The organism is Verrucosispora sp. WMMD573, assembly GCF_027497175.1.
Classification (GTDB): Bacteria; Actinomycetota; Actinomycetes; order Mycobacteriales; family Micromonosporaceae; genus Micromonospora.
The window spans coordinates 770,950-797,467 of sequence record NZ_CP114901.1; the positions used below are offsets into that span (position 1 = coordinate 770,950).

27 protein-coding genes are annotated in these 26,518 nt (G+C 71.4%); 8 read left to right on the forward strand and 19 right to left on the reverse strand.

The window, feature by feature from the left end; all coding sequences use genetic code 11:
* Positions 1-38: 38 nt before the first annotated feature.
* A complete protein-coding gene (locus O7601_RS03590) occupies positions 39-290 on the reverse strand; it encodes a glutaredoxin family protein (RefSeq protein ID WP_093403479.1) in 252 nt (83 codons plus the stop codon).
* A complete protein-coding gene (locus O7601_RS03595; protein WP_348650226.1) occupies positions 283-1,863 on the reverse strand; it encodes an AMP-binding protein in 1,581 nt (526 codons plus the stop codon). The genes O7601_RS03590 and O7601_RS03595 overlap by 8 nt, the downstream gene beginning before the upstream one ends.
* Before the next feature lie 625 nt (positions 1,864-2,488).
* On the opposite strand from O7601_RS03595, the gene O7601_RS03600 reads away from it, so the two are divergent.
* The gene (locus O7601_RS03600; protein WP_281564847.1) at positions 2,489-3,436 is read left to right on the forward strand and encodes an ECF subfamily RNA polymerase sigma factor, BldN family; all 948 of its coding nucleotides are present in this window, start codon (positions 2,489-2,491) and stop codon (positions 3,434-3,436) included.
* 281 nt (positions 3,437-3,717) lie between these two features.
* Entirely contained in the window at positions 3,718-4,578 is an 861-nt protein-coding gene (locus O7601_RS03605; protein ID WP_281564848.1) for a DUF5667 domain-containing protein, read from the forward strand.
* A gap of 70 nt (positions 4,579-4,648) precedes the next feature.
* On the opposite strand, the gene O7601_RS03610 is transcribed toward O7601_RS03605, so the two are convergent.
* The 12 genes from O7601_RS03610 to O7601_RS03665 form a co-directional block, all read right to left on the reverse strand.
* Positions 4,649-5,458, reverse strand: coding sequence for a lysophospholipid acyltransferase family protein (locus tag O7601_RS03610; RefSeq protein ID WP_281566778.1), 810 nt, complete (start codon positions 5,456-5,458; stop codon positions 4,649-4,651).
* 158 nt (positions 5,459-5,616) lie between these two features.
* Entirely contained in the window at positions 5,617-6,690 is a 1,074-nt protein-coding gene (locus O7601_RS03615; protein WP_281564849.1) for an NAD-dependent epimerase/dehydratase family protein, read from the reverse strand.
* Positions 6,691-6,807: 117 nt separating this feature from the next.
* Positions 6,808-6,909: an AURKAIP1/COX24 domain-containing protein gene (locus tag O7601_RS03620; RefSeq protein WP_007465623.1), complete on the reverse strand. Its 102-nt coding sequence runs from the start codon at positions 6,907-6,909 to the stop codon at positions 6,808-6,810.
* 221 nt (positions 6,910-7,130) lie between these two features.
* Complete coding sequence (locus tag O7601_RS03625) at positions 7,131-7,340, reverse strand: helix-turn-helix domain-containing protein (RefSeq protein WP_007465625.1); 210 nt, start codon at positions 7,338-7,340, stop codon at positions 7,131-7,133.
* Between the two features lie 226 nt (positions 7,341-7,566).
* Positions 7,567-8,751: an ABC transporter permease gene (locus O7601_RS03630; protein ID WP_281564850.1), complete on the reverse strand. Its 1,185-nt coding sequence runs from the start codon at positions 8,749-8,751 to the stop codon at positions 7,567-7,569.
* A complete protein-coding gene (locus O7601_RS03635) occupies positions 8,748-9,518 on the reverse strand; it encodes an ABC transporter ATP-binding protein (protein WP_281564851.1) in 771 nt (256 codons plus the stop codon). The genes O7601_RS03630 and O7601_RS03635 overlap by 4 nt, the downstream gene beginning before the upstream one ends.
* Positions 9,515-10,903, reverse strand: a complete 1,389-nt coding sequence (locus O7601_RS03640; protein WP_281564852.1) for an HlyD family efflux transporter periplasmic adaptor subunit — start codon at positions 10,901-10,903, stop codon at positions 9,515-9,517. Before O7601_RS03640 ends, O7601_RS03635 begins: the two co-directional genes overlap by 4 nt.
* A gap of 42 nt (positions 10,904-10,945) precedes the next feature.
* Positions 10,946-12,160 (reverse strand): hypothetical protein, encoded by a 1,215-nt coding sequence (locus tag O7601_RS03645; protein WP_281564853.1) that lies wholly within the window; start codon positions 12,158-12,160, stop codon positions 10,946-10,948.
* Positions 12,161-12,288: 128 nt separating this feature from the next.
* Complete coding sequence (locus O7601_RS03650) at positions 12,289-13,602, reverse strand: hypothetical protein (RefSeq protein WP_281566779.1); 1,314 nt, start codon at positions 13,600-13,602, stop codon at positions 12,289-12,291.
* 170 nt (positions 13,603-13,772) lie between these two features.
* Positions 13,773-14,351 carry a TetR/AcrR family transcriptional regulator gene (locus O7601_RS03655; RefSeq protein ID WP_281564854.1) on the reverse strand — a complete coding sequence of 193 codons (579 nt, stop codon included), beginning with the start codon at positions 14,349-14,351 and terminating at the stop codon, positions 13,773-13,775.
* Complete coding sequence (locus O7601_RS03660) at positions 14,344-15,144, reverse strand: alpha/beta hydrolase (RefSeq protein ID WP_281564855.1); 801 nt, start codon at positions 15,142-15,144, stop codon at positions 14,344-14,346. The genes O7601_RS03655 and O7601_RS03660 overlap by 8 nt, the downstream gene beginning before the upstream one ends.
* A 90-nt stretch (positions 15,145-15,234) precedes the next feature.
* Positions 15,235-16,155 (reverse strand): proline dehydrogenase family protein, encoded by a 921-nt coding sequence (locus O7601_RS03665; protein WP_281564856.1) that lies wholly within the window; start codon positions 16,153-16,155, stop codon positions 15,235-15,237.
* A 70-nt stretch (positions 16,156-16,225) separates the two neighbouring features.
* Between O7601_RS03665 and O7601_RS03670 the strand changes: the two genes are divergently transcribed.
* Genes O7601_RS03670 through O7601_RS03680 form a run of 3 tightly spaced genes read left to right on the forward strand, consistent with a single transcriptional unit; the run spans position 16,226 to position 18,279 of the window.
* Entirely contained in the window at positions 16,226-16,534 is a 309-nt protein-coding gene (locus tag O7601_RS03670; protein WP_281564857.1) for a hypothetical protein, read from the forward strand.
* Between the two features lie 2 nt (positions 16,535-16,536).
* A complete protein-coding gene (locus O7601_RS03675) occupies positions 16,537-17,703 on the forward strand; it encodes a glutathionylspermidine synthase family protein (protein ID WP_281564858.1) in 1,167 nt (388 codons plus the stop codon).
* Between the two features lie 18 nt (positions 17,704-17,721).
* Positions 17,722-18,279 (forward strand): CGNR zinc finger domain-containing protein, encoded by a 558-nt coding sequence (locus O7601_RS03680; protein WP_281564859.1) that lies wholly within the window; start codon positions 17,722-17,724, stop codon positions 18,277-18,279.
* Positions 18,280-18,304: 25 nt separating this feature from the next.
* On the opposite strand, the gene O7601_RS03685 is transcribed toward O7601_RS03680, so the two are convergent.
* Together O7601_RS03685 and O7601_RS03690 are read right to left on the reverse strand one after the other, a co-directional pair.
* Positions 18,305-19,111 (reverse strand): sugar phosphate isomerase/epimerase, encoded by an 807-nt coding sequence (locus O7601_RS03685; RefSeq protein ID WP_281564860.1) that lies wholly within the window; start codon positions 19,109-19,111, stop codon positions 18,305-18,307.
* Positions 19,112-19,187: 76 nt separating this feature from the next.
* Entirely contained in the window at positions 19,188-20,132 is a 945-nt protein-coding gene (locus tag O7601_RS03690; RefSeq protein ID WP_281564861.1) for a Ppx/GppA phosphatase family protein, read from the reverse strand.
* Positions 20,133-20,204: 72 nt separating this feature from the next.
* On the opposite strand from O7601_RS03690, the gene O7601_RS03695 reads away from it, so the two are divergent.
* Positions 20,205-21,014 carry a hypothetical protein gene (locus O7601_RS03695; protein WP_281564862.1) on the forward strand — a complete coding sequence of 270 codons (810 nt, stop codon included), beginning with the start codon at positions 20,205-20,207 and terminating at the stop codon, positions 21,012-21,014.
* Between the two features lie 323 nt (positions 21,015-21,337).
* Here O7601_RS03695 and O7601_RS03700 read toward each other — a convergent pair whose 3' ends face one another.
* Together O7601_RS03700 and O7601_RS03705 are read right to left on the reverse strand one after the other, a co-directional pair.
* Positions 21,338-22,021, reverse strand: coding sequence for a response regulator transcription factor (locus tag O7601_RS03700; protein ID WP_093403456.1), 684 nt, complete (start codon positions 22,019-22,021; stop codon positions 21,338-21,340).
* Between the two features lie 56 nt (positions 22,022-22,077).
* Entirely contained in the window at positions 22,078-23,307 is a 1,230-nt protein-coding gene (locus O7601_RS03705) for an ATP-binding protein (RefSeq protein ID WP_281564863.1), read from the reverse strand.
* Positions 23,308-23,507: 200 nt separating this feature from the next.
* Between O7601_RS03705 and phoU the strand changes: the two genes are divergently transcribed.
* Entirely contained in the window at positions 23,508-24,158 is a 651-nt protein-coding gene (phoU, locus tag O7601_RS03710; RefSeq protein ID WP_281566780.1) for a phosphate signaling complex protein PhoU, read from the forward strand.
* A 63-nt stretch (positions 24,159-24,221) separates the two neighbouring features.
* Here phoU and O7601_RS03715 read toward each other — a convergent pair whose 3' ends face one another.
* The gene (locus O7601_RS03715; RefSeq protein WP_093403711.1) at positions 24,222-24,989 is read right to left on the reverse strand and encodes a phosphoglyceromutase; all 768 of its coding nucleotides are present in this window, start codon (positions 24,987-24,989) and stop codon (positions 24,222-24,224) included.
* Between the two features lie 151 nt (positions 24,990-25,140).
* Here O7601_RS03715 and O7601_RS03720 point away from each other — a divergent pair, with 151 nt between their 5' ends.
* Complete coding sequence (locus O7601_RS03720; RefSeq protein ID WP_281564864.1) at positions 25,141-26,448, forward strand: MFS transporter; 1,308 nt, start codon at positions 25,141-25,143, stop codon at positions 26,446-26,448.
* Positions 26,449-26,518 lie beyond the last annotated feature (70 nt).

Below are 26,518 nucleotides of genomic sequence, written 5' to 3' on the forward strand. Positions count from 1 at the left end.
CGGGATGGCGCGAGGATCCGCGGGATGGCGCGAGGATCTCAGAGCTGCGGAGTGGTCAGGTCGCGCAGCAGCCGCTCCTCCTCGACCCGCCAGTAGCCGTGCTCCCTGCCGTCGAGCAGCACCACCGGCAGCCGGTCGCCGTACTCACGTTCCAGCTCCACGTCACCGCTGACGTCCCGTTCGGTCCACCGGTCGCCGGTGACCGCGACCACCCGGTCGAGCGCCGCCTTGGCGTCCTCGCAGAGGTGACAGCCGGGACGGGTGATCAGCGTCAGGCGGGGTTCACGCATCGGTCTCCTCCGTCGTACCGAGCAGGGTCTTGCGTACCTTTCCGATCACCGAGCGCGGCAGCACGTCGACGAACTCGACCTCGGTCGGGCACTTGAATCTGGCCAGATTACGCGTGCAGTGGGCGATCAGCTCGGTACCGGCCACCGCGGCCTGCGGCACCGGCACCACGTACGCCCGGACAGTCTCCCCGGTCCTCGGGTGCGGCACGCCCACTACGGCGGACTCCGCCACCGCCGGATGCGCCGACAACACCAGTTCCACCTCGTGCGGGTACACGTTGAAGCCGTTGACCAGGATCAGCTCACCGACCCGGTCAACCAGGAAGAGATCGCCGTCGGCGTCGGCGTACGCGACGTCGCCGGTCGCCCACCAGCCGTCGGCGTCCGGGCCGCCCGCGCCGTCCGGCCAGTACCCGCAGAACAGGTTCGCGCCGCGGACCACGAGTTGACCCGGGTCGGTTCCCGCGACGGGGTCGGTGAGGTCCATCCCGTCCGGGTCGTCGTCGGGCGTGGCGACTCCGTCGCGCCACAACTCCGTACCGTCCGCCCCGACCAGCCGCACCTGCACGCCGGGCAGCGGCCGGCCGATCGATCCGGGCCGAGGTTCGCCGCCGACCAGGGTCGAGGTGAGCACCGGCGCGGTCTCGGTCAGGCCGTATCCGACATGCACCGGACGGCCGGCGGCCTCGGTGAAGCGGGCCGCGTCGGCCGGCTCCAGCGGCGCCGCGCCACAGACCACCAGCCGCACCGCGGCCATCGCCACGGCGAGACTGTCAGCGTCCGCCCGGGACCAGGTCTGCACCATCGACGGTACGCCCACCAGCACGCTCACCCGGTGCCGGGCGATCTCGGCGAGCGCCGCGTCGGAGCCCGGATCATCGACGAGCACACCTGTCGCACCGTGGTGGATCACCGCGCCCAGCCCGGCGTTCAGCCCGTACGCGTGAAACAGCGGCAGGGCCAGCAGCACCGTGTCGTCGGGGCCGACCACCGGCGGCTCGATCCGCTCGACCTGCTCGTGGTTGGCCGCCAACGCCCCGTGCGAAAGCATGGCGCCCTTCGGCCAGCCCGAGGTGCCCGAGGTGTAGAGCAGCACCGCCAGGTCGTCGGCGCCGCGAACCGGAAACGTCCGGTCGCTGCCGGCCGTCGGCGCGCTGGTGTGCACCGCCACCAGCGCGGGCAGGTCCAGGTCCCCGAGCAGAGCCCGGATCCGCTCGGTAGCGATCAGCACCGACGCCCCCGAGTCCGCCAGGACGTGTCGCAGTTCGCGCGCGGCCAGGCCGGGGTTCACCGGTACCGCGGTCAAGCCGGCCCGCAGCGCACCGAGCAGGCTGATCACGAAGTCCGGCACGTTGGGCAGCGCCACGGCGACCCGGGCGCCCGACCCGGTCGCGTCGGCCTCCGGCAGCGCGTCGGCCAGCGCCCGGGCTGCGGCGCTCACCGCCTCGTCCAGTTCGGACCAGGTGATCGTCCGATCCCGCCAATGCAGTGCGGGCTTGCCGGCGTGCAACTCGGCCGCCCGGCGGAGGCGATCGGCGAGGTTGGGACCGGAAACCGAGTCAGGATCCTGCACGGTGGCTGAGTCTGGCACAGCCCGATCCGCGCGGCCACGCCCGATCCGCACGGCCATGCCCGCGAACCACCGGCGACCGCCATTCGCCTCATCGACATCAACGTGTGGACAGTCCACCGGGGCCACGGTGAGTCCCGTACACGGAACCGGACCACGTCACCGACGGTGCGGCACAGCCACCACGGCAGCGCACCGCGGGTGTCCCGGTCCCCTTCCGGCACCAGCCTTCACCGCCCCGGGGCACCCACCGCCGATCCGGCCCCTCACCAGCACGAACGGCGGCTCCACTGGGGATCAGCCGGACCGCCGGTTGTCAACCACACCCGACGGACAACCGGTCCGCCAGGTCGGCGACACGTCGGGAAATACTTCGGCCCTGTGTAACGGACTTGCCACGCGCGGGTGACGTTGGCCCTATCATCACTCGGGTCGGCTCACCCCATTTGCCGTGAGTCGACACCCCTCAGCCCGAGGAGGCCCCCGTGCCGTTGAGCGCATTGGACCAGCACCTCAAGGGGATCTGCCGCCCGCCGGCACACCCCGGAGCCAACCTGCCCGACGGGGCGACGACCGGCCGACCGGTCGTCGCCAGCCCGCCGGCCCCGGGCGGATCGGAGGCGGCGCGATGACCACCTTCGGCTTCGCCGAGCGTCCGGTCGGCCTGACCGGTCCGGCCGCCCGCACTTCGATCAACGAACGCGGCGGCGCGCACAGCGCGCCGGACACGTCGGCCAACCTCGCCGTCCGGGGCGACGGCACCGCGCGTCGGGTCGGCAGCCGGCCGCATCAGAACGAGCCGCCGCACCGACCACCCGTGCCCGGGGGGAACGCCAAACCGGCCGGCGGGCGGGTTGCCTCACCGAACCGCCCGACGATGCCGGCCCAGGCCCGGCGCAGCGGGGATGCCCCGGTCACCGAGGTGTCCACCACCGAGACGGCGGTCCTTCCGGCGGTGACCGAGACGACCGGCACCTCGACCGGGTACCCGAGCCGCCCGGATCCCTCCGATCCGGCGACCGAGGTGTGGACCCTCGTCGAACGCGCCCAGGCCGGTGAGGCCGAGGCGTTCGGGCTGATCTACGACCGCTACGTGGACACCGTGTTCCGCTTCGTCTACTTCCGGGTCGGCAATCGACAACTCGCCGAGGACCTCACCTCGGACACCTTCCTGCGCGCCCTCAAGCGGATCGGCAGCTTCACCTGGCAGGGCCGCGACCTCGGAGCCTGGCTGGTCACCATCGCGCGCAACCTGGTCGCCGACCACTTCAAGTCCGGCCGGTACCGGCTGGAGGTGACCACCGGCGATGTCCTCGACGCCGATCGGGAGGATCGTGGTCCCGAGGGCAGCCCGGAGGCGGCGGTGGTGGAGCACATCACGAACGTCGCCCTGTTGAGCGCCGTTAAACGCCTCAACCCCGAGCAGCAGGAGTGCATCGTGCTCCGCTTCCTCCAGGGCTTCTCGGTCGCCGAGACCGCCCGGGCGATGGGCAAGAACGAGGGCGCGATCAAGGCGTTGCAGTACCGGGCGGTCCGGGCCCTGGCCCGGCTGCTTCCGGACGGCTTCCAGCCGTGACCTGCCCGCACCGCGACGACGGCCGTCCAGCCCGACCGACTCCCGGGCCTCCGAGGTCTGACAGCGATCACTTTGCGTAATTTCGGCACCGGCCGGGCCGTAACCCGCCCCCGGCGCGGCGCGTTTCTCCGGGTGCGACCGGTGACAGGTCGGGAACCCACGGGGTCCTCGGATGATCTGCGACGGAGCCGACGACGGCCTCCGCCGTGCAGTCACGGAATCATCGGTCGCTGGCGGTGAACGCGGCCGACCGGCCGTGACCAGCGAGAGGAGGTGCCACGGTGGACAACGCCCTCTTCTCCCGTCGGCGCGCCGAGCGCTTCGCGCAGCTTCTCGACGAAGCCAACGGCGGCCGACGTCATCACGTGCGATCCAGGGACGACGACCGGCTGGCGCCGCTCGTGACGCTCGGTCGTCGCCTCGGCGACAACCCGCCGGCGGCCGAGGTCGACCCGGAATTCCGCACCGGCCTGCGGGCGATGTTGCTGGCCACCGCTGCTCGTGAGGGCATCGGTGCGCCTGCCCCGGCCCGGCCGGCCGAGAAGTCGGCTTCCAGTCGTGCGGCGCTACTGCCCGCGGTGACCGCCCGTCGGGCCCGCGCCCGCGGTGCAATCCTGATCGGCATCGCCGCCGGTGCGGTGGCCGTTTCCGGCATCTCGGCGGCCAGCGAGAACGCGGTGCCCGGCGACCCGCTGTACGGCATGAAGCGAGGCACCGAACGGGCGCAACTCGCACTCACCAGTTCCGAGATCAGCCGGGGTCAGCTCTTCCTCGACTTCGCCCGCACCCGACTGGCCGAGGCGGCCACGTTGCGGGGCAACCCGAGCGGCTACAGCGCCGTCCTGGACGACATGGACGCGGACACCCGACAGGGCGTACGCCTGCTCACCGGAGCGGCCGCCCAGCGCTCGGACCCGGCGGCGCTGGCCGCGGTCGACGCCTTCCTCACCGACCAGCGGCGTTCGCTGAAGGCGCTGGAGGGCCGGGGTTCCCGGATCGACCGGGTGCGTACCAGCGAATCGTTGGCGCTGCTCGAGTCGGTCGCCGAGCGGGTCGACGCCCTGCGCGCCGCCATCGCCTGCTCCCAAAAGCTCACCGTCACCAGCGATACGCTCGGCCCGATCCCCGCCGTCTGCTCCTGACCGGGCGGCAATACGAGCCTGCCGGGAGATTCAGCACGGCCCGCCGGCCGCCGGTCACGCTGGTGACCGGTCAGGGACCGAACGGATCGGGTCGACGTTCCAGCAGTTGGTGCAGGGTCTGCTGAATGGTCTCCCGTACCTGGTCGGCAAGGTTGAACACGACAAGCGGGTCGTCCGCCGAATCCATCAGGTGCTCCGTCGGGATCGGCGGGCAGAACTCGATCAGCCACTTGCTCGGCAACGGCACCATGCCCAGCGGCCCGAGCCAGGGGAAGGTGGGTGTCACGGGAAAGTACGGCAGCTTGAGCAGCCGGGCCAGTGGCTTGATGTCGGCGAGCATCGGGTAGATCTCCTCGCCGCCGACGATCGCCACCGGGATGATCGGGGTGCCGGTGCGCAGCGCCGCCGAGACGAAGCCACCCCGCCCGAAGCGTTGCAGCTTGTAGCGTTCCGCGTACAGCTTGCCGATGCCCTTGAAGCCCTCCGGGAAGACGCCGACCAGTTCGCCGTGGCGCATGAGCCGCTCGGCGTCCGGGTTGCAGGCCATCGTGCCGCCGGTCTTGCGAGCGATCTCGGAGACCACCGGCATCCGGAAGACCAGGTCCGCACCGAGCAGCCGCAGATAGCGGTGCTCGGGATGCTCGTGATGCAGCGCGGTGGAGAGCATCAACGCGTCCATGGCCACGGTGCCGGAGTGGTTGCCGACGATGAGTCCCGCCCCGTCGGTGGGCACGTGCTCCAGGCCGGTGACCTCGGTGCGGAACCAGTCTCGGTAGAGCCGGCGCAGCAGCGGATGGAAGACCGCCGACGTCAGATCCCGGTCGAAGCCGAACTCGTCCACCTCGTAGTCGCCGGCCAGCCGTCGCCGCAGGAAGGCCAGGCCGGTGGCGACCCGGCGGTCCCAGACGTCGTCCGCCTGGTCCGGTACGGCCGGGCGGTGCCCGTTGCGCCGTGCCGGGTCCGCGTCGGGGGTGACCGGCGCCGGCACGGCGTACCGGTCGTCGAGGCGCCCCTCGTCATGGCGCTCCTCGGGCTCGGTCACGACCGCTCCCGGACGGCGGCGCGCACCTGCCGGATGCGGTCCAGCACCAACTGCTCGGCGGCGGCCAACTGTTCCCGGGTAACCACGGCACGCCCATGGTGCGCCCGGATGAAGTCGTCGAAGGCGGCGGCGGTCGAGCGGGGCGTGAAGGCGAACTCCCGTTCCAGCCGGGAAATGTCCACCACGCGGCCGTGCACGAAGAGGTCGACCTGGTCGAGACCGTAGCGGCCGAGACCCATCACCCTGGCGAGCGCCACGGCGCCGGACAGGCTCGGCTCCAGCACCGGCACCGCGACCCGCCCGGCTCGACGGATCGCCTGCGACAACGCGAGCACCCCCGGCCCCGCGACGTTGAAGGTGCCGGGATGATCCTCGACCACCGACCGGTGCAGCACCTCCAACGCGTCGTCGAAGTGCAGGAACTGCAGTCGAGCGTCCCGCCCGAGGATGGTGGGCATCACCGGTTGCGCGAAGTAGCGGGTGAGCGTGGTGTCCGCCGTCGAGCCGATGAACGGCGCGAAGCGCAGCACGGTGGCGGTGACGTCACCGCGCCGACGACGGAAGCCTCGGACGTACCCCTCGATGTCGAGGATGTCGCGACCGAAGCCGCCCCGCGGCACCTCGCGCGGCTCGGTCTCCTCGGTGAAGACGGCCGGATCACGGAACGAGGCACCGTACGCCGCCGTGGAGGAGCGGATCACGATCTTGCGTAACCGTGGTGCCCGCTGGCACGCGGCGAGCAGTTGCATGGTGCCGATGACGTTCTGCTCCTTCATCGCCGCCCGGCCGCCGTGCTGCGGATCCGGAGAGCTGACCAGGGCCAGATGCACCACGGTGTCCACGTCGAGGTCGGCGAGGAGGCCACCCACCGACCCGGCGTCGACCTGGATCCGCTCCACCCGGTCGAGCAGCACGCCGATGTCGGCCCCCGGCTCCGGCAGGTCGATGCCGATGACCCGGTCGATGCGCGGGTCAGCGGCGAGCCGGGCGGCGACGTGCGCGCCGAGATAGCGGCTGACCCCGGTCACGACGACGACCCCCGGAGGGCTCTGGGAGCCACCGGGGGTCATGTCTGGCACCTACCCCGACAGGTGGGACCGAGCCGGGGCAGCCACGGCCTGATCACCTGAGCCTCCGAGGGTCGACAGTTGGCGAGGGACGGACGCCGGGACCAGGCCCGGCATCGGTCACTTGCCGAGACGGCGACGCTGGACGCGGGTCTTGCGCAGCAGCTTGCGGTGCTTCTTCTTAGCCATGCGCTTGCGGCGCTTCTTGACCACCGAGCCCATACGACAGCCTTTCGATGCAACGTGCGGCGCGACCGGGAGGACACCACGAACCCGTGGCGTCAGCGACCGCTTGCGGACAGGGATCGGACCGGCGGGATGGGCGGCGGAGCGCACCAGCGGTCACGATCGGAGTCCAGCGTAGCGGGACTGCGTCAGCAGGACCAACGCGCCCCCGTTCGATGCCCCTTCCGCCGGGTCCGCGTGACCCGGCCGTACCAGGGTCAGGCGGTCTCCTGGAAGGCGCCGCGCAGGTACTCGTGCACCGCGTGCTCCGGAACCCGGAACGACCTGCCCACCCGTACGGCGGTCAACTCACCGCTGTGCACCAGGCGGTAGACCGTCATCTTCGACACCCGCATGACCGTCGCCACCTCCGCGACGGTCAGGAACTTGACCTCCGACAGCCGACCGTCGGACTGCGACCCGGCCATGGCTCACCCGACCCATCCCATGCCCGGCGCGTGCCGCCACACGGGTCCTCCCGCGCGGCCGGCGACGCGCGTGTTACCAGTACGGTAGCGGGACGGCTGTGACCGGCGCGATCCCTTCCTGCAACTGATCACGGATCCGGCCCGGCCTGGCCACGAAAAACCCCTGGTCGGGTGCCGTACCCGGAATTTCGGCAACGATCAACCTCGGCCGCGAGTATCGGGGATGTCACTCGGTGCGCAGGGCCACCACCGGGTCGAGCCGACCGGCCCGCTGGGCGGGCACGACCCCGAAGACGATGCCGACCGCTGCCGAGACGCCGAACGCCAGTGCCAGCGACCACCAGGTCACCGCCGCCGGGATGGGTGAGAGGGCGGCCACCAGCAGCGCGCCGCCCACCCCGAGGGCCATCCCGGTGAGTCCACCGACGGAGGTCAGCAGCACCGCCTCCAGCAGGAACTGCACGCCGATGTCGCGGGGACGGGCGCCGACCGCCTTGCGCAGCCCGATCTCCCGGGTCCGCTCTCGGACCGAGACCAGCATGATGTTGGAGACGCCGACCCCGCCGACCAGCAGCGAGATGCCCGCGATGGCGGCCAGTACGCCGGTCAGGATGCCGAGGATGTCGCCCAGCACACCGAGGATCTGCTCCTGGGTGACCGCACTGAACTCGGTACCCGGGTGCCGACCGTTCAGCTCGGCCACGATCCGCTCGCCCAGTTCGTCGATCCGTTCCCGGTCCGGCGCCTTCACCGCGATGGCGTCGACCCGCTGGGTGCCGTAGAGCCGTTGCGCCGCCGTCACCGGTACGTGTACCTCGTCGTCCCGGTCGACGCCGAGGCTCTGCCCGAGCGGGACGAAGACGCCGATCACCCGGAAGCGGACGCCGGCCACGTTGATCTGCTGGCCGACGGCCTCCCGGTCCGGGAAGAGGGACCGGGCCACCGAGTCGCCGAGCACCGCGACCCGCCGCCCGGTGTCCACGTCGGATCCGGTCAGGTAGCGCCCCCGGGCCAGTTCCCGGGCGAAGACGGTGGGGGTCGTCTCCAGCACCCCCTGGACGGTGGTGAAGTCCTCCCGGTTGCCGGCCCGCACTGTCGCACCGGAGGCAACCGTCACGGCCACCCGGTTCGGATCACCTACCACCCGGCCGACGGCGTCCACGTCCTGAAGGGTGAGCGGGGAGAGCGCCGGCGCGCTGCCCACGTCCAGCCGCCCCGGCACGACCAGCAGCAGGTTGGAGCCGAGCCCCTCCACCTGCTGTTCCACCCGCTGCTTGGTGCCGGTACCGATGGCCACCAGCAGCACCACGGACGCCACCCCGATGACCACCCCGAGCATGGTGAGGGCACTGCGCAGCCGGTTCGCACGCAGCGCGTCCCACGCCACCCGCCACGCCTCGGCCACCCTCACGCGCCGGCACCGCCATCCGCCGTCCCGCCCCCGGCGGCGTCGCCGCGGACCGGCACCGCCGTCTCCTCAGCCGAGGTGGCCGCGCTGTCGGCGACGACCACCCCGTCCCGCATCGCGACACGGCGCCGGGCCCGGGCCGCCACCTCCGCGTCGTGGGTGACCATCACCAGCGCCACCCCGGACTCGACGTTGAGCCGTTCCAGCAGTTCCAGCACGGCGGCGCCGGTGGTGCTGTCCAGGTTGCCGGTCGGCTCGTCGGCCAGCAGCACCGTCGGGTCCGTGACCAGCGCCCGGGCGATGGCGACCCGCTGCTGTTCGCCACCGGAGAGCTGGTTGGGCCGGTGGTGCAACCGGTGCCCCAGGCCCACCCGCCCCAGCATCGCGGCGGCGCGCTCACGCCGCTGGCGCGCGCCCACCCCCCGGTACACCAGTGGCAACGCCACGTTGTCCACGGCCGAGGTACGCGGCAACAGGTGAAACGCCTGGAACACGAAGCCGATGGTCTCGTTGCGCAGCCGGGCCAGTTCCGGGGCGGAGAGGGTGCCCACCTCCCGGCCACCGATCACCAGCCGGCCGCCGCTGGGCTGGTCCAGCCCACCGAGCAGATGCATAAGCGTGGACTTCCCGGACCCGGAGGGCCCGATCAACGCGACGTAGTCCCCAGCCGCGACGGTCAGCGACACACCCCGCAGGGCGGGCACGGAGACCCCGTCCAACTCGTACGTCCGGGAAACGTCGAACGCCTCGATCGCCGGCGCCCGGCTCACCCGATCTCCTGGCCCTCGCGGATCTGGTCGGTGCCCCGGACCACGATCCGGTCTCCGGCCTGCACCCCGTCGACGATCTGCACCAGGTCCTGGCCCTGCACGCCGACGGTGACCACCGCCCGGTCGGCGCGGCCGTCGCGGACCAGCCAGACGGTGTCCCGACCGTCGACCGAGAAGAGCGCCGACGCGGGCACGGTCACCGCGTCCGCCTCCTCCCGCACTCGCAGCCGCAGCACCGCGTTCATGCCCGGGCGCGGGGTGGGTGCCGGCTCGGCCTCGCCGTAGCGGCCGGCGCCGAGGGCGAGTCGGACCCGGTAGCTCACCCCGCCCCGGGCCGACGTGGTGGGCAGTACGTCGATCGAGCGGACCGTGGCCTCGTAGGTGGCGCCGGTGACGGCGTCCAGTTCGACGGTGCCGGTGAGTCCGGGCCGGACCAGCAGCACGTCCGTCTCGTCGACTTCGGCGAGCAGGCCCAGGTCGCGGGTGTCCACCACAGTCAGCACCGGGGTGCCGGCGCTGACCCGACCACCCACCGGAACCGCGGTGTCCACCCCGGGCGGCGGGTTGGCCGGCGCGCCGAGGGCCGCGGGGTCGATCCCCGCTGGCATCCCGCCCGACTCCAGCAGCCCGGCGAGCGCCCCCGCCGAGCCACCGCCGGTGCTGACTCCGCCCGGTTGCACGACCCCGGCGATCGGCGCGCGCAGGGTCAACGCGTCGACGGTCACCTTGGCCAGGTCGTACGCCTGCTGGGCCTGAAGTCGCTGAGCGGTGGCGAGCGCACCGACGGCGGAGTTCAGGTTCCGGACGCCGCGTTGCACCTCCCGTACCGCCTGGTCGGCGGCCCGGGCCGCCGAGTCGTACCGTCGCTGTGCCGCCTCGACCTGGGTGAGCAACGCCTTCCGGAGCTCCGGATCACTGATCTTCGCCGCGGCGGCACGGGCGGCGGCGTGCGTCTCGTCGGCGGCGCGGTCGGTGCCACGCAGGGAACCGGCGAGGTTGCCGCCGCCACCGCCGGCACCGGCGCGCTTCGCGGCGGCCAGCGCGCCGCGCGCCTGGCGGAGCCGCTCCCGGGCCGATGGTGAGCTGATCACGGCGAGCACCTGGCCCCGCTTGACCCGCTGGCCCGGCTTCACCCGCAGGCGGGCCAGGGTGCCATCGGCCGGGGCGGTCAGGGTGGCCGCCGCCCGCGCGACGACCGTGGCCGGGGCGTCGATCTCCTCCGCCACGGCGGCCCGGGCCGCGGCGGCGAGCGTGATCGACGGTTCGTCGCCACCGCAGGAGGCGGCGGTGGTGACGGTCAGGACGGCGACGGCGAGCAGGACGGTGAGCAGACGGAGCCGCGGGGCTGGCAGCCGCGGCGAGTCGGAGCGGCGCACGCGACACATGCTACGAGCCCCTGTCGATGTCGCCCCGACCAGGGCACCAGGTCAACGCACGGCCGCGCGGATGTACGCGACGCACTCCTCGTGCAGCTCGGACCAGGGCACGCCCAGGAGTTCCTCGGAGGTCTGGGCTGGTCGACGGCCCTGGTACACCACAGCTTTGAAGAAGGGGAGCAGCCGGTCAGTACCGAACCGCTCCATGAAGTACCCCACCGCGAGATACGCGATGCCGTAGGTTCCATTCACCTCCCCCGCCGAGGATTCGGCAGTGGGGTAGAGGTCGTCGAACCTGCCGTTCCAGTCGCCGCGCACCAGCCGCCGGGTTTCGTCGAGCGCCGGGTATTGGGCGATCGGTTGACCGTTCGCCGCCGCGTACTCGGCCAACCCGTCAACCAGCCACCAGGCCGAATCCTCCCAGTAGCCGTCGTGCATCGTCGCCGCGTGGGTGAACTCGTGCCGGAGCACCTTGTCGAGGTAAGGGCCGTAGTACAGGCTGTCCGGCCCGAGTACGACCTCGTGGTGACCGCCGCCGATGCTAATCGCCGTACCGATCCCCCATTCGGGCTGTTCGCCGCCATACCAGCTCCGCCATTCCTTCTTGCCGGCGTAGAAGATCCGATACCGGTCCGGCGGCGTGCCGTCCACCGCGTACCGGTCGGCCACCCTGGCTGCCGCCTCGGCCTGCAGCAGCAGGATCGGCAGCAGTTCGCGATGCTCCCGTACGGTCGCCACGAGTGTTCGTTTGCCCACCACCACGGTCAACTCGCTGATCTCCCAGGGCACGTTGCCGGGCTGACCGCTGGCCTGGCCGAGCACGTGTGGGAACGGCTTCGACCTCTCGATCTCCAGCAGCCGCGGCTCCGGGCCGTCGCTCCATCTGGTGTCGACGACCATCGGGCTCAGCTGACACGAGGCGGTCACGAAGCAGTAGTTGATCGAGACGCGCATTCGCCACTCGCCGACTTCGCCCGCGCTGGTGGGCAGGCCGCTCGGGCTGGCCACCCAACGGGCCACCCGCAGCGCTCTGAGCGAGTCGTACCGGCGGCGCAGCTCGGTGCGCGCGGCTGCGGTTTCGGCGATCGCCAGAAATCCGGCCCGGTCCCCGTCGAGCAGGGCGGCCGCCTGGCGGTTCAGCTGCACACCGATCCGCTCGGCGAGCCGCCGGGCTGCCGCAGTGGTCGGGTTCTCGGTCGGGCTGGCCGACTCGCTCGATGCTCCGTCGGCGCCCTCGCGACCGGATCCGATTATCAGTACCGTCACCGCCGGCAGGCTGCAAGCCACCAGCAACACGACCACGAGCAGCGCGGCCCACAGTCCCCAACGCCGCCGAGGTCGCCCGGGTGCGGGAACCGACGGATCAGCGGGCACATCTGAACCTGTCATGCCGGTCACCGCACGGCCTTGCGGATGTACGCGACGCACTCCTTGCGCAGGCTCGCCCAGGACTCCCCGAAGATCTCCTCGGTGGTCTGCGCCGGTAGTCGCAGGTCGTGGACCACCGCTTTGAAGAAGGCGAACGCCCGCTCCTCGCCGAAGCGGTCGACCAGATGCCGGAAGGCCAGGTACGCGATCCCGTAGTGGCCTGCCACCTGCTCGTCCGGTGCGTCGGCGGCGGGTAGGAGCTTGTCCAGCTTGCCGTCCCAGTCGCCCTCCACCAGCCGTCGAGTGGGCACCAGTCCCTCGTACCGGGCGACCTGTTGGCCATCCGCGCCCGCGTGCTCGGCCAACCCTTCGACCAGCCACCACGCCGAGTCGTCCCAGTAGCCTTTGTCAGGCAGCGAGGCGGCGTGGGCCAACTCGTGGCGGAGCACCTCGTCCAGCCCGGGACCGTAACCGAGCGTCTCGGGTGCCAGCACCACTTCGTGGTGACCGCCGCCGACGTTCACCGCGTACCCCGCACCCCATTCCGGTTGGTCACCGCCGTACCACCGATCCCACTCTTTCGGCCCGGCATAGAAGACGCGGTACAGGTCAGGTGACGTACCTGTCACGGCGTAGGTGTCAGCCACCTTCGCCGCCGCCTCGGCCCGCTTCAACAGCCCCGGCAACCGGTTCCGGTGAGCCGGGGTACTGGCCACCATCACGCGCTTGCCGACCAGGACGGCCAGCTTGCTGACCTCCCAGGGCAGGACGCCGGGCTGACCGTTGTAGCGACCGTTTACATACGCCGAGGACTTCGACTTCGGAAAGGTCAGCAGCCGTGGTTCTGCGCCGTCCCGCCACCGGGTCTCGACCACCATTGGGCTCGGTTGACAGTTCGGTACGACGAAGCAGTACTGGAACTCGATCGACACCCGCCATTCGCCCGCCCGACCCGCGGAGGTGGGCAGGCCACTCGGGCGTCCCTGCCAGTGCGTGACCCGCAGCGCCTTGAGCGCGTCGAACCGGCGGCGCAGGTCTGGGCGTACGGCTGAAGACGCGATCGCGGCGAACCCTGACCGGTCGCCGCCGAGCAGGGCGGTGGCCTGTTTGTCGAGTTGTGCGGTGATCCGTTCGGCGACCTGTCGGGCGGCGACGGTGGTCGGGTTCTCCGTCGGCGAGGCGGCGGTCGCCGGCTCGCCGACCGCTACATCGGACACTCCGCCGGTCAGCAGCACCACCGGAACGCCGACGCTCAGCGTCAGCACCACCGCGACTGCCGCCGCCCAGAGTGGCCATCGACGGCGCGGCCGGCTGCCGGAGGTCGGGCTGACGGGCGGCATCCCCACCGCCGGAGAATGTGCCGGCTGCGCCGTCACCTCGTCCGGTGTCGCACTGGTCGGCGCTGGCTGTCCGTCGCCCTCAGGGCCCCCGTGATTCACCGGCGCAGGGTAAGCCCTGTGGTGGTGCCGACGGAAGAGTGATCAACCGGCCGCTGCCACGGTTCGCACCTTCAGGCAGGGCCGGGCGCGGGCCAGGACGAGAACGCCACGCCCAGCGCGGCGATCATCTGGTCGAAGGAACGGTCGAGTTCACGCGGCAGCCCGAAGTCGCCGGCCGCCTCCAGCGAGACGAAACCGTGCACGGCCGCCCGGAACATCCGGACCCCGTCCACCGCGGCGTCACCGTCGATGCCGTAACCCCGCAGGATGGCGTAGACGACGCCGACCGCCCGCTCCCCGGCGGCCAGGTGCGCCGGGTCGGACGGATCCGGTACCCGCTGGGTGGCGGGATATCGGCCGGGGTGCCGACGGGCGTACGAACGGTAGGCGGCGGCGACGGCGCGCAGCGCGTCCTCGCCGCTCCGACCGGCGGCGGCGGTGGTCATCTCGTCGGCGATCTCGGCGGTGGCCAACGCGGACAGTTGCTGCGCGAGCGCCTCGGCGCCCTTGATGTGCTTGTAGAGGCTGGGCAGCGCCACGCCGAGCCGGTTCGCCAGCGCGGCGAGGGTGAGCCGGTGATACCCGACCTCGTCGACGAGCCGGGCCGCCTCGCGCACCACGACCTGCGCGTTGAGTCCGGCCCTAGGCACGGTTGGCCGCCGCCAGGAAGCCGATCAGTTCGTTCGCCATCGCCGCTGGACGGTCGGCGTGCGGGTAGTGCCCGGCGTCGGCGAGCATCCGCGCCTCGGCGACCGGAAACAGCCGCCGGGCGGCCCGCGCCTCGGCGCCCGGGTCGGGGAAGTCGGGGTCCTTCGTGCCCATCAGCACCAGCACCGGCTGGCGCACCTGCGGGGCTCGGGCGGTCCAGTGCGGCTGCACCGGGTGGATCACGCCCCGCACGGGTGCCATCCGGCCGGGGCGACGCAGCGCCGCCACCAGTTGTCGGCGGTACTCCGCGTCGTCGGCCGGACGGTGCACGGGGAAGAGCGTGCGGTGGAACAGGCCGAACAGCCGTGGACTGCGCAGCACCACCGTCTGGGCCAGCCGAAGGAAGGGGTTGAGCTTCGGCTGGTTGACGAACGCGCCGACCAGCACGATGCCGTTGACCAGGTCCGGTGCGTCGGCGGCGGCGAAGACCACTGCCGCGCCGCTGGACGAGTTGCCGACCAGGACGGCCGGACCGCCGCCGAGGTCGCGCACCACCGCGAGCAGGTCGCCACCCACCTCCACCGGGGCGTACGACGGCCAGTCGGCGCTGGAGTCGCCGTGCCCGCGTACGTCGATCGAGGCGACCCGGTAGCCCGCCGCCACCAGCAACGGAATCAGATGCCGGTAGGAGCGCCGGTTCTCTCCCATGCCGTGCGAGAGGACCACCAGCGGCCCCTGCCCGTGCACCTCGTACGCGATCCGACCGCCGGCACGCTCCACCCAGCTAGTAGTCATAGCCATGAGGCTAATGTCATTAGCTGGCGACGTCAAGGGCTCGCCGCGCACCGCCGACCGGGTCGATCGGCGGTGCGGGCGCCGCCGGGGCTACTTCTTGGAGGTGAGCGCGCGGGCGAAGAAGGCCAGGTTGGCGGGGCGCTCGGCGAGGCGGCGCATCAGATAGCCGTACCAGTCATCGCCGTAGGGCACGTAGGTGCGCACCGTGTAGCCCTCGCCGACCAGGCGAGCCTGCTCCTCTGGCCGGATGCCGTAGAGCATCTGGAACTCGAAGCGGTCGGGGTCACGGTCGAACCAACGCGCCCGGTCCTCGCCGATCGCGATCAGGCGCGGATCGTGGGTGGCCAGCATCGGGTAGCCGTCGCCGGACATCAGGACGTTGAGGCACCGGACGTACGACTTGTCGACCTCACGGGCCGACTGGTAGGCCACCGACTCCGGTTCCCGGTACGCGCCCTTGCACAGCCGCACCCGTGACCCGGCCGACGCCAACTCGCGGCAGTCGGACTCGGTACGCCGCAGGTATGCCTGCAGCACCGCCCCGGTCGACGGGTGGTCCTTCCGGAGCTTGGTCAGGATGTCCAGGGTCGAGTCGGTGGTGGTGTGGTCCTCCATGTCCAGGGTGACCGTGGTGCCCGCCGCCTCGGCGGCGGCGCAGATCGCCCGGGCGTTGTCGTAGGCGAGTTGCTCGTCGAACGCCTGGCCGAGCGCGGACAGCTTCACACTCACCTCCGCGGCGGGCGTCAGCTTCGCCTCGGCGAGCATTCGCAGCAGCGTGAGGTACTCGTCCCGGATGGCGTTGGCCTGTTCGCCGGTGACGGTGTCCTCGCCGAGATTGTCGAGGGTGACCGCGAGACCGTCGTCAACGAGTTCGCGAGTCGCGCGCAACGCGTCGTCGGTCTTGGCGCCGGCGACGAACCGGCGGACGACGTCCCGGGAGAACGGGGCCGTCGCGACGAGCCGCTCGACCCGGGATGACCGGGAGGCGGCGAGGATGACGGAACGGAGCATGAGCCGAGCGTAACGCCCGCCCGACCGCCAGGTACGTTCCCCGTCCCGCCCCGAGCCCGGGGCGGACGGGATGGCGTTCATCGGTTACAACCATGTCGTGGAACAACGCCCTCGCCGCCGACTCCGATCGGCCTCCGTACAGCTCGGCGCGATCACCGCTCTGGCGCTCGCCCTCTCCGGCTGCAACATGACCTCCGACGACGACGATGACGACTGCGCCCTCGGCCCGACCGGTGGCGGCGAGACGGTGGCCCTGGCCCTGCGGGTGCCGGCCCCCGCCGCCGAGACCAGCATCGGCCGGGTCGCGCCCGAGCCGGTCGGCGCGGCCGTGCCCGACCGCGGCGGCTTCGGCACCCATCTCGCCTCCTGCGGCGGCTGAACGTGCGTCGCGAACCGACCACACCGCGCCCCGACTGGGACACCACCATCCGGGAGCAGGGCCTGGTCTACGTCGACACGGAACTACCCGACGGTGGGGTGATGTCCTACTGGGACGAGTCCGCCGCGTACGCCTTCGAGCTGGACGAGGTGCTGCGCCTGGAGGAGGCCACCGAGGAACTGCACCGGATGTCGGTGGCCGCCGCCGAACACGTGGTGGCGCGCAACCGGTACGCCGAGTTCGGCATCCCGGCGTGGGCGGCCGAGGCGGTCGCCCGCTCGCTGCGGGAGACGCCACCGACCCTCTACGGCCGTTTCGACCTCTGGTACGACGGCAGCTGGCCGCCGAAGCTGCTGGAGTACAACGCCGACACCCCGACCGCGCTGGTCGAGGCGAGCATCATCCAGTGGTACTGGCTGGAACACACCCGACCGGACCTGGACCAGTGGAACAGCCTGCACGAACGGCTCGTCGGCAGCTGGGCGAAGATCGGCGCCGGGCTGTACGACCGGCGGGTGCACGTGGTGTGGTCGAACGAGGAGGAGACCGGCGAGGACCACATGACCGCCGGCTACCTGGCCGAGACCGCCCGCCAGGCGGGGCTGGACGTGGAGCTGCTGCCGATTCAGGATCTCGGCTGGGACGGCCGACGCTTCATCGACACCGACGACCGCCCGGTCACCACCTGCTTCAAGCTCTACCCGTGGGAGTGGATGCTCGCCGAGCCGTACGGTCCGCTGGCTCTGACGCCGGGCACCCCGACCACCTGGATCGAACCGGCCTGGAAGCTGCTGTTGTCGAACAAGGCGCTGCTGGCCGTGCTGTGGGAGTTGTACCCGGGGCACGAGCTGCTGCTGCCGGCGTACCTGGACTCGCCGCGCGGGATGCCCGAATACGTGGCCAAGCCGCTGCTCGGGCGGGAGGGGGCCGCGGTGCGGATCGTCACCCCCAACGAGGAGATCAGCAATCCGGGTGACTACGGCGACGAGGGCTTCTGCTACCAGGAGTTCCGGGCGTTGCCCGAGTTCGCCGGGAGCCACCTGGTGCTGGGCAGTTGGATCGTCGACGGGGAGTCGGCGGGTGCCGGGCTGCGGGAGAGCGCGAGCCTGATCACCGACGGCTACGCGCGGTTCCTGCCGCACTACATCGATGCGCCACGCCCGGGGTGAGTCGTCTACCGTGGGAGCGTGAACTTCGACGCGTACGCCCGAACCGGGGTTGACCTCGTCAACGCGCGCCTGGATGACCTCGACGATCTGCGGGCCATCTTCTGCGACGACCAGGAGTGGATGCGCGACGAGGTCGCGGAGCGGGACCTGCCGACCTTCCGGCGCGCGCAGAAGCGACTGCGTGACGTCTTCGAGTACGGCACCTCGGGGCGGGACGTCGAGGCGGTGAGCGAACTGAACTCCCTGCTGGAGGCGTTCCCGGTGCAGCCGCGCATCTCGGGGCACGACTCCAGCGACTGGCACATGCACGTGACCAGCCGGGGTGCCTCGGTCAGTTCGGAGTATCTGGCCGGCGCGGTCTGGGGTCTGTCGGTGTGGCTTTGCGAGTACGGCAGCGCCCGGTTCGGCGTCTGCGCCGACGACCGCTGCGGCAACGTCTACCTGGACACCTCGTCGAACTGCTGCCGGCGGTTCTGCTCGGAGCGCTGCGCCACCCGCTCACACGTGGCCGCCCACCGGGCCCGCAAGCGGGCCGCCGTGCCCAGCCAGCCGGATCCGCTGACACCGGTTTCCTGATCCGGCCGGCCGACGGTCACGCCGATCAGGCGTCGACCGGGGACGGCGTGCTGAGGTGCTGACGGGCGAACGCCAGCGCCTCGCGCAGATCCGCCTCGCGGACCTGTCGGCTCTTCGCGCCCCGGGTGGTCACCTCCACCGCCACCGAGCCGGTGAAGCCCCGCCCGGCCAGCGAACGCAGCAGCTCGGCGCAGGGCTGGTTGCCGCGTCCCGGCACCAGATGCTCGTCGCGGCCCTCGCCGGTGCCGTCACCGAGGTGCACGTGCGCCAGACCGTTGCCCATCCGGTCGGCCATCGCCAACGCGTCGGTGTGCGAGGCCGCGCAGTGCGACAGGTCGAGCGTGTACGAGGCGTAACCGGCCTCGGTGGGATCCCAACCGGGCACGTACGGCACGAACTGGCGGCCGGCCATCCGTACCGGGTACATGTTCTCCACCGCGAACCGCAGGCCGCCGAACTCGCCGGCCACCCGGTCGAGCCCCTCGGCGAAGCCTCGCGCGTAATCCCGCTGCCAGGTGAACGGCGGGTGCACCACGACGGTCGGTGCTTCCAGCGTCTCGGCCAGCACCGCCGCCCGGCGCAGCCGCTCCCACGGGTCGGGACTCCACACCCGCTGCGTGACCAGCAGGCACGGAGCGTGCACGGAGAGCACCGGCACCCCGTAGTGATCGGAGAGTCCGCGCAACGCGCCCGCGTCCTGGCTGACCGCGTCGGTCCACACCATCACCTCAAGGCCGTCGTAGCCGTGCGTCGCGGCCAGCTGAAACGCCGCCGCGGTCCGCTCAGGGAAGACCGAGGAACTGGACAGGAGCACCGGGACGCGGGAAGTCACACCACCGAGGGTAGCCGCCGTGCGGTTCGACCACCCTGACGAGAGTGCGTAAACCGGACAGCGAGGACGACGGGGATCACACCGGAGCGAGTCGATCCATCCGGCTGAGGATCACGCCCTCCCGCAGTGCCCACGGACACACGTCCAGGGAGTCCACGCCGATTCGACGCATCACCGACTCGGCGACCACGGCGCCGGCCAGCAGTTGGTGGGCGCGCCCGGCGCTGACCCCCTCCAACTCGACGAGCTGCGCGGGTGGGATGTGCCGGATAAAGCCGAGCACCTGTCGCAGGCCGGACCGGGTGAGTCGACGTCGGGCCCAGAGCCCGGCCCCGCTGGGCGCGGCACCGGCGAGTCGGGCCAGCGTACGGAAGGTCTTGGAGGTAGCCACCGGCCGTTCCCAACCCACCTCGGTCATCCGCTCGACCACCGGATCGAGGTGGGCGTCGACGTATTGCCGCAGTTCCTCCACCGTCTCCGGTGCGGGCGGGACGGTGCTCTGCGGATCCACCCCGAGCCGGTCCCGGGTCAGCCGACCGGCGCCCAGGGGCAGCGATACCGCGACGTCCGGGTCCTCGTCGATACCGGCCGCGATCTCCAGCGAGCCGCCACCGATGTCCAGCACCAGCAGCCGCCCGGCGGACCAGCCGAACCACCGGCGGACCGCGAGGAAGGTCATCCGCGCCTCGTCGGCGCCGGAGAGCACCTCCAGCCGTACACCTGTGGAGTCCCGTACCCGGGTCAGGACGTCGGCCGCGTTGGTGGCGTCACGCACCGCGGAGGTGGCGAAGGCGATCAGGTCGTCGACCTCCAGGCCGGCGGCCGACGTACGCGCCGCCTCCACCGCCTTGACCAGGGCGTCCGCGCCGGCCTCGCGGAGCGCGCCGTCCGGTCCGATCTGCTCGGCGAGGCGCAGGACGGCCTTCTCCGAATGCGCCGGCCACGGGTGTGCGCCGCGGTGGGCGTCGACCACCAGCAGGTGCACCGTGTTGGAACCGACGTCGAGGACACCCAGTCGCATGGGGAAACCCTAGGCCCACCCGGTTCGCGCCACTCGGCGACCTGCCCGCCGCACCACGCGTACGCTGGCCGAGTGACAGGGCAGATCGAACTCCGCGTGCTGGTGGACGACCCGGCCGACCCGCGCAGCCGGGAGGTGCCACTGGACTTCCCCCGGGAGTGGATCGAGTTCGTCGACCCGGCGGACGAGCGGCATCTGATCCGGGCCGACCTCACCTGGTTGCTGTCCCGGTGGACATGCATCTTCGGCCGGGGCTGCCACGGCATCATCGCCGGCCGGTCGGCCGACGGCTGCTGCTCGCACGGCGCGTTCTTCACCGACTCCGACGACGAGTCACGGGTACGGGCCGCGGTGAAGCGACTGACCCCGCAGACCTGGCAGCACTATCGGCGTGGGTTCAAGAACTGGACCGCGAACGACACCGTCGACGGCAAGAACCCGGCCCGGCGGACCGCCACCCAGGACGCCGACGGGCCCTGCGTCTTCCTCAACGACGCGGACTTCCCGGGCGGGGGCGGCTGCGCGCTGCACGCCCAAGCGCTGCGCGACGGGGCGCATCCGCTGGAGTACAAGCCGGACGTGTGCTGGCAGCTGCCGATCCGCCGTGATCAGGAGTGGGTGAAGCGGCCGGACAACACCAAGGTGCTGGTGTCCACGCTTGCCGAGTTCGACAGGCGCGGGTGGGGTGCCGGCGGGCACGACCTCGACTGGTGGTGCACCTCGTCCACCGACGCGCACGTCGGTGCCGACCCGATGTACCTGTCGTACGCCCCGGAGTTGACCGCGCTCATCGGCGAGCCGGCGTACGCCAGGCTGGCCGAGTTGTGCGCGGCGCGGAGCCGGCAGGGCCTCGTCGCCCCGCACCCGGCCGACGGCGCCTGACGCGGAGCCGCGTGCCGGCATGTCGGAGCAGGGCGGCCGTCACACGTGGTAACCATCCGCACCCGACCCGACCGACCCCCTTGCCGCCTTTGCTCTGCTTACCTATACGCACAGGTAACTCTCTGTGGTCTGCGTCTCGCCGCCAGCCGCAAGAGCGGCCCGCATAAGTCCTGTTCAGCGAGTTGTGCGTATAGGTAAGCAGAGCAAAGGAGCCGAGTAGAGGGTTGGGTAGGTGGCTGCGACGTCACCCAACGCAACCGCGCCGACTCAGCGACAGACCGTCACCAACGATGGCAGTCACGAGCCGGTGCGGCTCGGCCCGATCAGGGCTCGAACTTGTAGCCGAGACCGCGCACCGTGACGATGTGACGCGGAGTGGACGGCTCCGGCTCGATCTTGGAGCGCAGCCGCTTGACGTGCACGTCCAGCGTCTTCGTGTCGCCGACGTAGTCGGCGCCCCAGACGCGGTCGATCAACTGCCCCCGGGTGAGCACCCGGCCCGCGTTGCGCAGCAGCAGTTCGAGCAGCTCGAACTCCTTGAGCGGCAGTTGCACCGCGCCGCCGTCCACCGTCACCACGTGCCGCTCGATGTCCATCCGGACCGGACCGGCGGCGAGCGTCGGCGCGCCCGACTCGGGGGCCTCCGGGCTCTGCCGGCGCAGCACCGCGCGGATCCGGGCGACCAGTTCCCGGGGGGAGTACGGCTTGGTCACGTAGTCGTCGGCCCCGATCTCCAGGCCGACCACCTTGTCGATCTCGCTGTCCCGAGCCGTGACCATGATGATCGGCACGTGCGAGCGCTGGCGCAGCTGCCGGCAGACCTCGGTACCGGACATCTCCGGCAGCATCAGGTCGAGCAGGACGATGTCGGCACCGGTCCGGTCGAACTCGGTGAGAGCCGACGTCCCCGTGGCGGCCACGGAGACCTCGAACCCCTCCTTGCGGAGCATGTACGACAGTGCGTCCGAGAACGACTCCTCGTCCTCGACCACCAGAACGCGACTCAACGGCGTTTCCTTTCATCGGTCGGACCGGGTGGAGCCCGGCCTGATCCAGGTGCGGTTCAGACCTGCCGGAGCTCGGCCGGACCGGCCTCGATCTCAGCAGGCGGCAGTGTCGCCAGCAGGTCGTCCGGCGGGCGGGCGGGCAGCCGGAGGGTGAACGTCGACCCACCACCAAGAGTGCTCGCCACCTCCACCCGGCCGCCATGGTTGCTCGCGATGTGCTTGACGATCGCCAACCCGAGGCCGGTGCCGCCGGTGGCCCGCGACCGCGCCTGATCGGCCCGGTAGAACCGCTCGAAGATGCGGTCGACGTCGGTGGGGGCGATGCCGATGCCCTGGTCGGTGACCGCGATCTCCACCTGCTCCCCGGCGGCCCGGGCGGCGATGCGTACCGTCGTGTCCTCGCCGGAGTAGTTCAGGGCGTTCTCCACCAGATTCGCCACCGCGGTGGCGAGTTGGTTGTCGCTGCCGTACACGGTCAGGCCCCGCTCCGCTTCGACGGTCACCTCGATCCGGCGGGCGGCGGCGGCGGTCCGGGTGCGATCGATCACCTCGGAGATCACCCAGTCCACCGCGACCGGCTCGGGAGCCGGCTGCGGTTCGGCGCCCTGAAGTCGGGTCAACTCCAGCAGCTCCTGCACCAGCCGGCCCAACCGGGTCGACTCGTGCTGGATACGTTCGGCGAACCGCCGGGCGGCGACCATATCCTCGGAGAGATCCGGGCGCCCCTCGTCGGCCGGCTCGGTGGCGTCCAGCAGCGCCTCGGCGAGCAGCTGCAACGCGCCGATCGGGGTCTTCAGTTCGTGGCTGACATTGGCCACGAAGTCCCGGCGCACCCGGGCCAACCGGTGCGATTCGGTCACGTCGGCCGCCTCCACCGCGATGTAGCCGTTGCCCAGCCCCATCGCGCGCAGGTGCACGCCAAGCGGATTCTCCCCGGCGTTGTCGCGACCTCGGGGCAGGTCGAGTTCGATCTCGCGCCGCACCCCGGTGCGCCGCACCTGCCCCGCCAGGGTACGAATCAGCGGATGCGCCATGATCGAACCCGGCCGCCCACCGGTACGCAGCAGCCCCATCGCCCGTGCCGCGGGATTGACAAGTACGGGCACATCGTCCGCGTCGAGCACCACGACCCCCGCGCGCAGCGAATCGATCGCGCGGCGGCCGAGCCCGACCTGCACTTCGTCGACGATCGCGAGCCTCCCCTTACCGAACCGGGACAACCACAGGCCGGCGGCGACCCCGATCACCAGGGCCGCAGCCACACCCACCGTCACCGCCCACGTCACTCGGCGATCGTATGGTCATTGTTAACCTGGCTATCGCCCAGAACAGGACGAAGCACTCTCACTTCCGGGAAAGTTCACCCGCGCGTCCGGCGTAGTTCACCAGCGTTCACCTCCGATCCGCCCGGGAGTCATAGCTTGGCGGCGTACCAGCGCAAATCCCCGCCGGCGGGCTCGCCGGCGCCGACGGACAGGACGTGACGATGCGCGACGAGTTCCGGGCCGAACTTGAGGCCGTCAGCCAACTGCTTGTCGAGATGGCCGACGGAGTTCGGGCGGCGCTGCGGCAGGCGACCCGCGCCCTGCTCACCGCCGACCGCCGGGCTGCCGAGTCCGTGATCGAGCGGGACGCGGAGATCGACGGGCTGTACCGCCAGGTGGAGGAGCGCGTCTGCGATCTGCTGGCCCGCCAGGCACCGGTCGCCTCCGACCTGCGCGCCATGATCACTGCGCTGCACGTGGCCGCCGATCTGGAGCGGATGGGCGACCTGGCCGACCACGTGGCCAAGACCGCGCTTCGCCGGCACCCGTCGCCGGCCGTCCCGGCGGAGCTGCGCCCGGTCTTCACGGACATGGCGGGCATCGCCGACCGGATGGCCGAGAAGATCGCCTCGGTGCTGGCCCACCCCGACGCCGACCTGGCCGCCGAACTGGACAGCGACGACGACGCCATGGACGAGCTGCACAAGGGGTTGTTCGGGGTGCTGCTCGGCGCGGACTGGCCGTACGGGGTGGAGACCGCCATCGACGCCACCCTGCTCGGTCGCTTCTACGAGCGTTTCGCCGACCACGCGGTCAACAGCGCCGAACACGTGGTCTACCTGATCACCGGCGAACCGGTCACCTCTCCCTGAGCACGCGGAGGGGCCCCGGCCAGCACCGGGGCCCCTCGGTCCGTCTCGACGTCCTCGGTCGACTCAACGACCCTGGTTGGCCACGGCGGCGGCAGCCGCCTTGGCGGCCTCCGGGTCGAGGTAGGTGCCGCCCAGCGTCTGCGGACGCAGCAGCGGGTCCAGGTCGTAGCGCAGCGGAATTCCGGTGGGGATGTTGAGCTTCGCGATGGCCTCGTCACTGATCTGGTCCAGGTGCTTGACCAACGCCCGCAACGAGTTGCCGTGCGCGGCCACCAGCACCGTGCGGCCGGCCAGGATGTCCGGCACGATCGAGTCGTACCAGTACGGCAGCATCCGCTCGACGACGTCCTTCAGGCACTCGGTACGCGGCATCAGCTCGGTCGGCAGCAGCGCGTAACGCGGATCACCCACCTGCGACCACTCGTCGTCGTCCTCGATCGGCGGCGGCGGGGTGTCGTACGACCGGCGCCAGAGCATGAACTGCTCCTCGCCGTACTCATCCAGGGTCTGCTTCTTGTTCTTGCCCTGCAACGCCCCATAGTGGCGCTCGTTCAGCCGCCAGGACCGACGCACCGCGATCCAGTGCCGGTCCGCGGCGTTCAGCGCCAACTCGGCGGTCCGGATGGCGCGGCGCATCACGCTGGTGTGCACCACGTCCGGCAGCAGGCCGTGCTCGCGCAGCAGCTCGCCGCCGCGGCGCGCCTCGTCCTCGCCCTTCGCGGTCAGGTCGACGTCGACCCAGCCGGTGAAGAGGTTCTTGGCGTTCCAGTCGCTCTCGCCGTGCCGCAGCAGGACCAGCGTCCCGACGGTGGGCCCCTCGCTAGCTGTCATGCCGATCATCCTGCCGCAACCCGCAATGGCACGCGCGGGAAGGGTGGTGACGACCACCACGTGGAAATACGGGTGACCTTGATTCCGGCACGCCACTAGGTTGGTAAGGATCAAATAGATCTCCAGGCATTACGGAAACGGGGGCGCGGGCGTGCGCGCGATGCAGGGGTGGTTCCGGGACACCACGGGCGGGCTACCGAGGACCTTCTGGTACCTCTGGACGGGCACGCTGATCAACCGGCTCGGCTCGTTCGTCCTGGTCTTCCTCGCCATCTACCTGACCCAGGAACGCGGCTTCTCCGCCTCGCAGGCCGGGCTGGTGCTCGGCGCGTGGGGCGTCGGCGGTGCGGTCGGCACCACCGCCGGCGGCACCCTGACCGACCGATGGGGTCGCCGACCGACCCTGCTCACCGCCCACCTCGGCGCCGCGGCCATGATGCTCGCCCTGGGCTTCGCCCGTGACCTGTGGACCGTCGCAGCGGGCGCGTTGCTGCTCGGCCTCTTCGCCGAGGCGGCCCGCCCCGCGTTCGGCGCGATGATGATCGACGTGGTGCCGGAGCGGGACCGGCTTCGCGCCTTCTCGCTCAACTACTGGGCGATCAACCTCGGTTTCGCCTGCGCCGCCGTGCTCGCCGGGTTCGCCGCGCAGGCCGGCTACCTGCTGCTCTTCGTGGTCAATGCGACCACCACGGTGGTCACCGCGCTGATCATCTTCGTGAAGGTCAGGGAGACCCGGACGGTCACCGTCGGCATGCCGCGCGGCGGCGTCTCGGCCGGTGCCCTGCGGACCATCCTGACCGATCGGGTCTTCCTCGGCTTCGTCGCGCTGAATCTCCTCGGGGCGCTGGTCTTCCTTCAGCACATCTCGATGCTGCCGATCGCGATGGCCGACTCCGGCCTGAGCCCCGCCACGTACGGATCGGTGATCGCACTCAACGGCGTGCTGATCGTGGCAGGCCAGCTCTTCGTGCCCCGACTGATCAAGGGGCGCAACCGCTCACACGTGCTCGCCCTGGCCGCGGTGGTGATGGGCGTGGGCTTCGGGCTGACCGCATTCGCCGAGGTCGCCTGGTTCTACGGGCTGACGGTGCTGATCTGGACGCTCGGGGAGATGCTCAACTCGCCGTCCAACGCCACCCTCATCGCCGAACTCTCCCCGACCGAGCTGCGTGGCCGCTACCAGGGCGTCTTCTCGCTCTCCTGGCAGCTGGCCGGGGCGGCGGCGCCGATCCTCGGCGGACTGGTGCGGGAGCAGGCCGGTAACGCGACCCTCTGGGCCGGCTGTGCGGCGATCGGCCTGGTCATGGCGGTGGGCCACCTGCTCTCCGGGCCCGCGCGGGAACGGCGTGCCCTCGTGTTGCGTACCGCCGGCGCCGCCCCCGTGGTGACGGTGCAGTCGACCGCACCGCAGCCCGCCGCACCGCAGGCGGCCGAGCCGGTGGCCACCTCCCGGAGGTGAACCCCGCCACCCCGGGTCTCTCCCGCCGACCAGCCCAGGCAATATCTGTTAGGTGTCCGAACAGATTAGG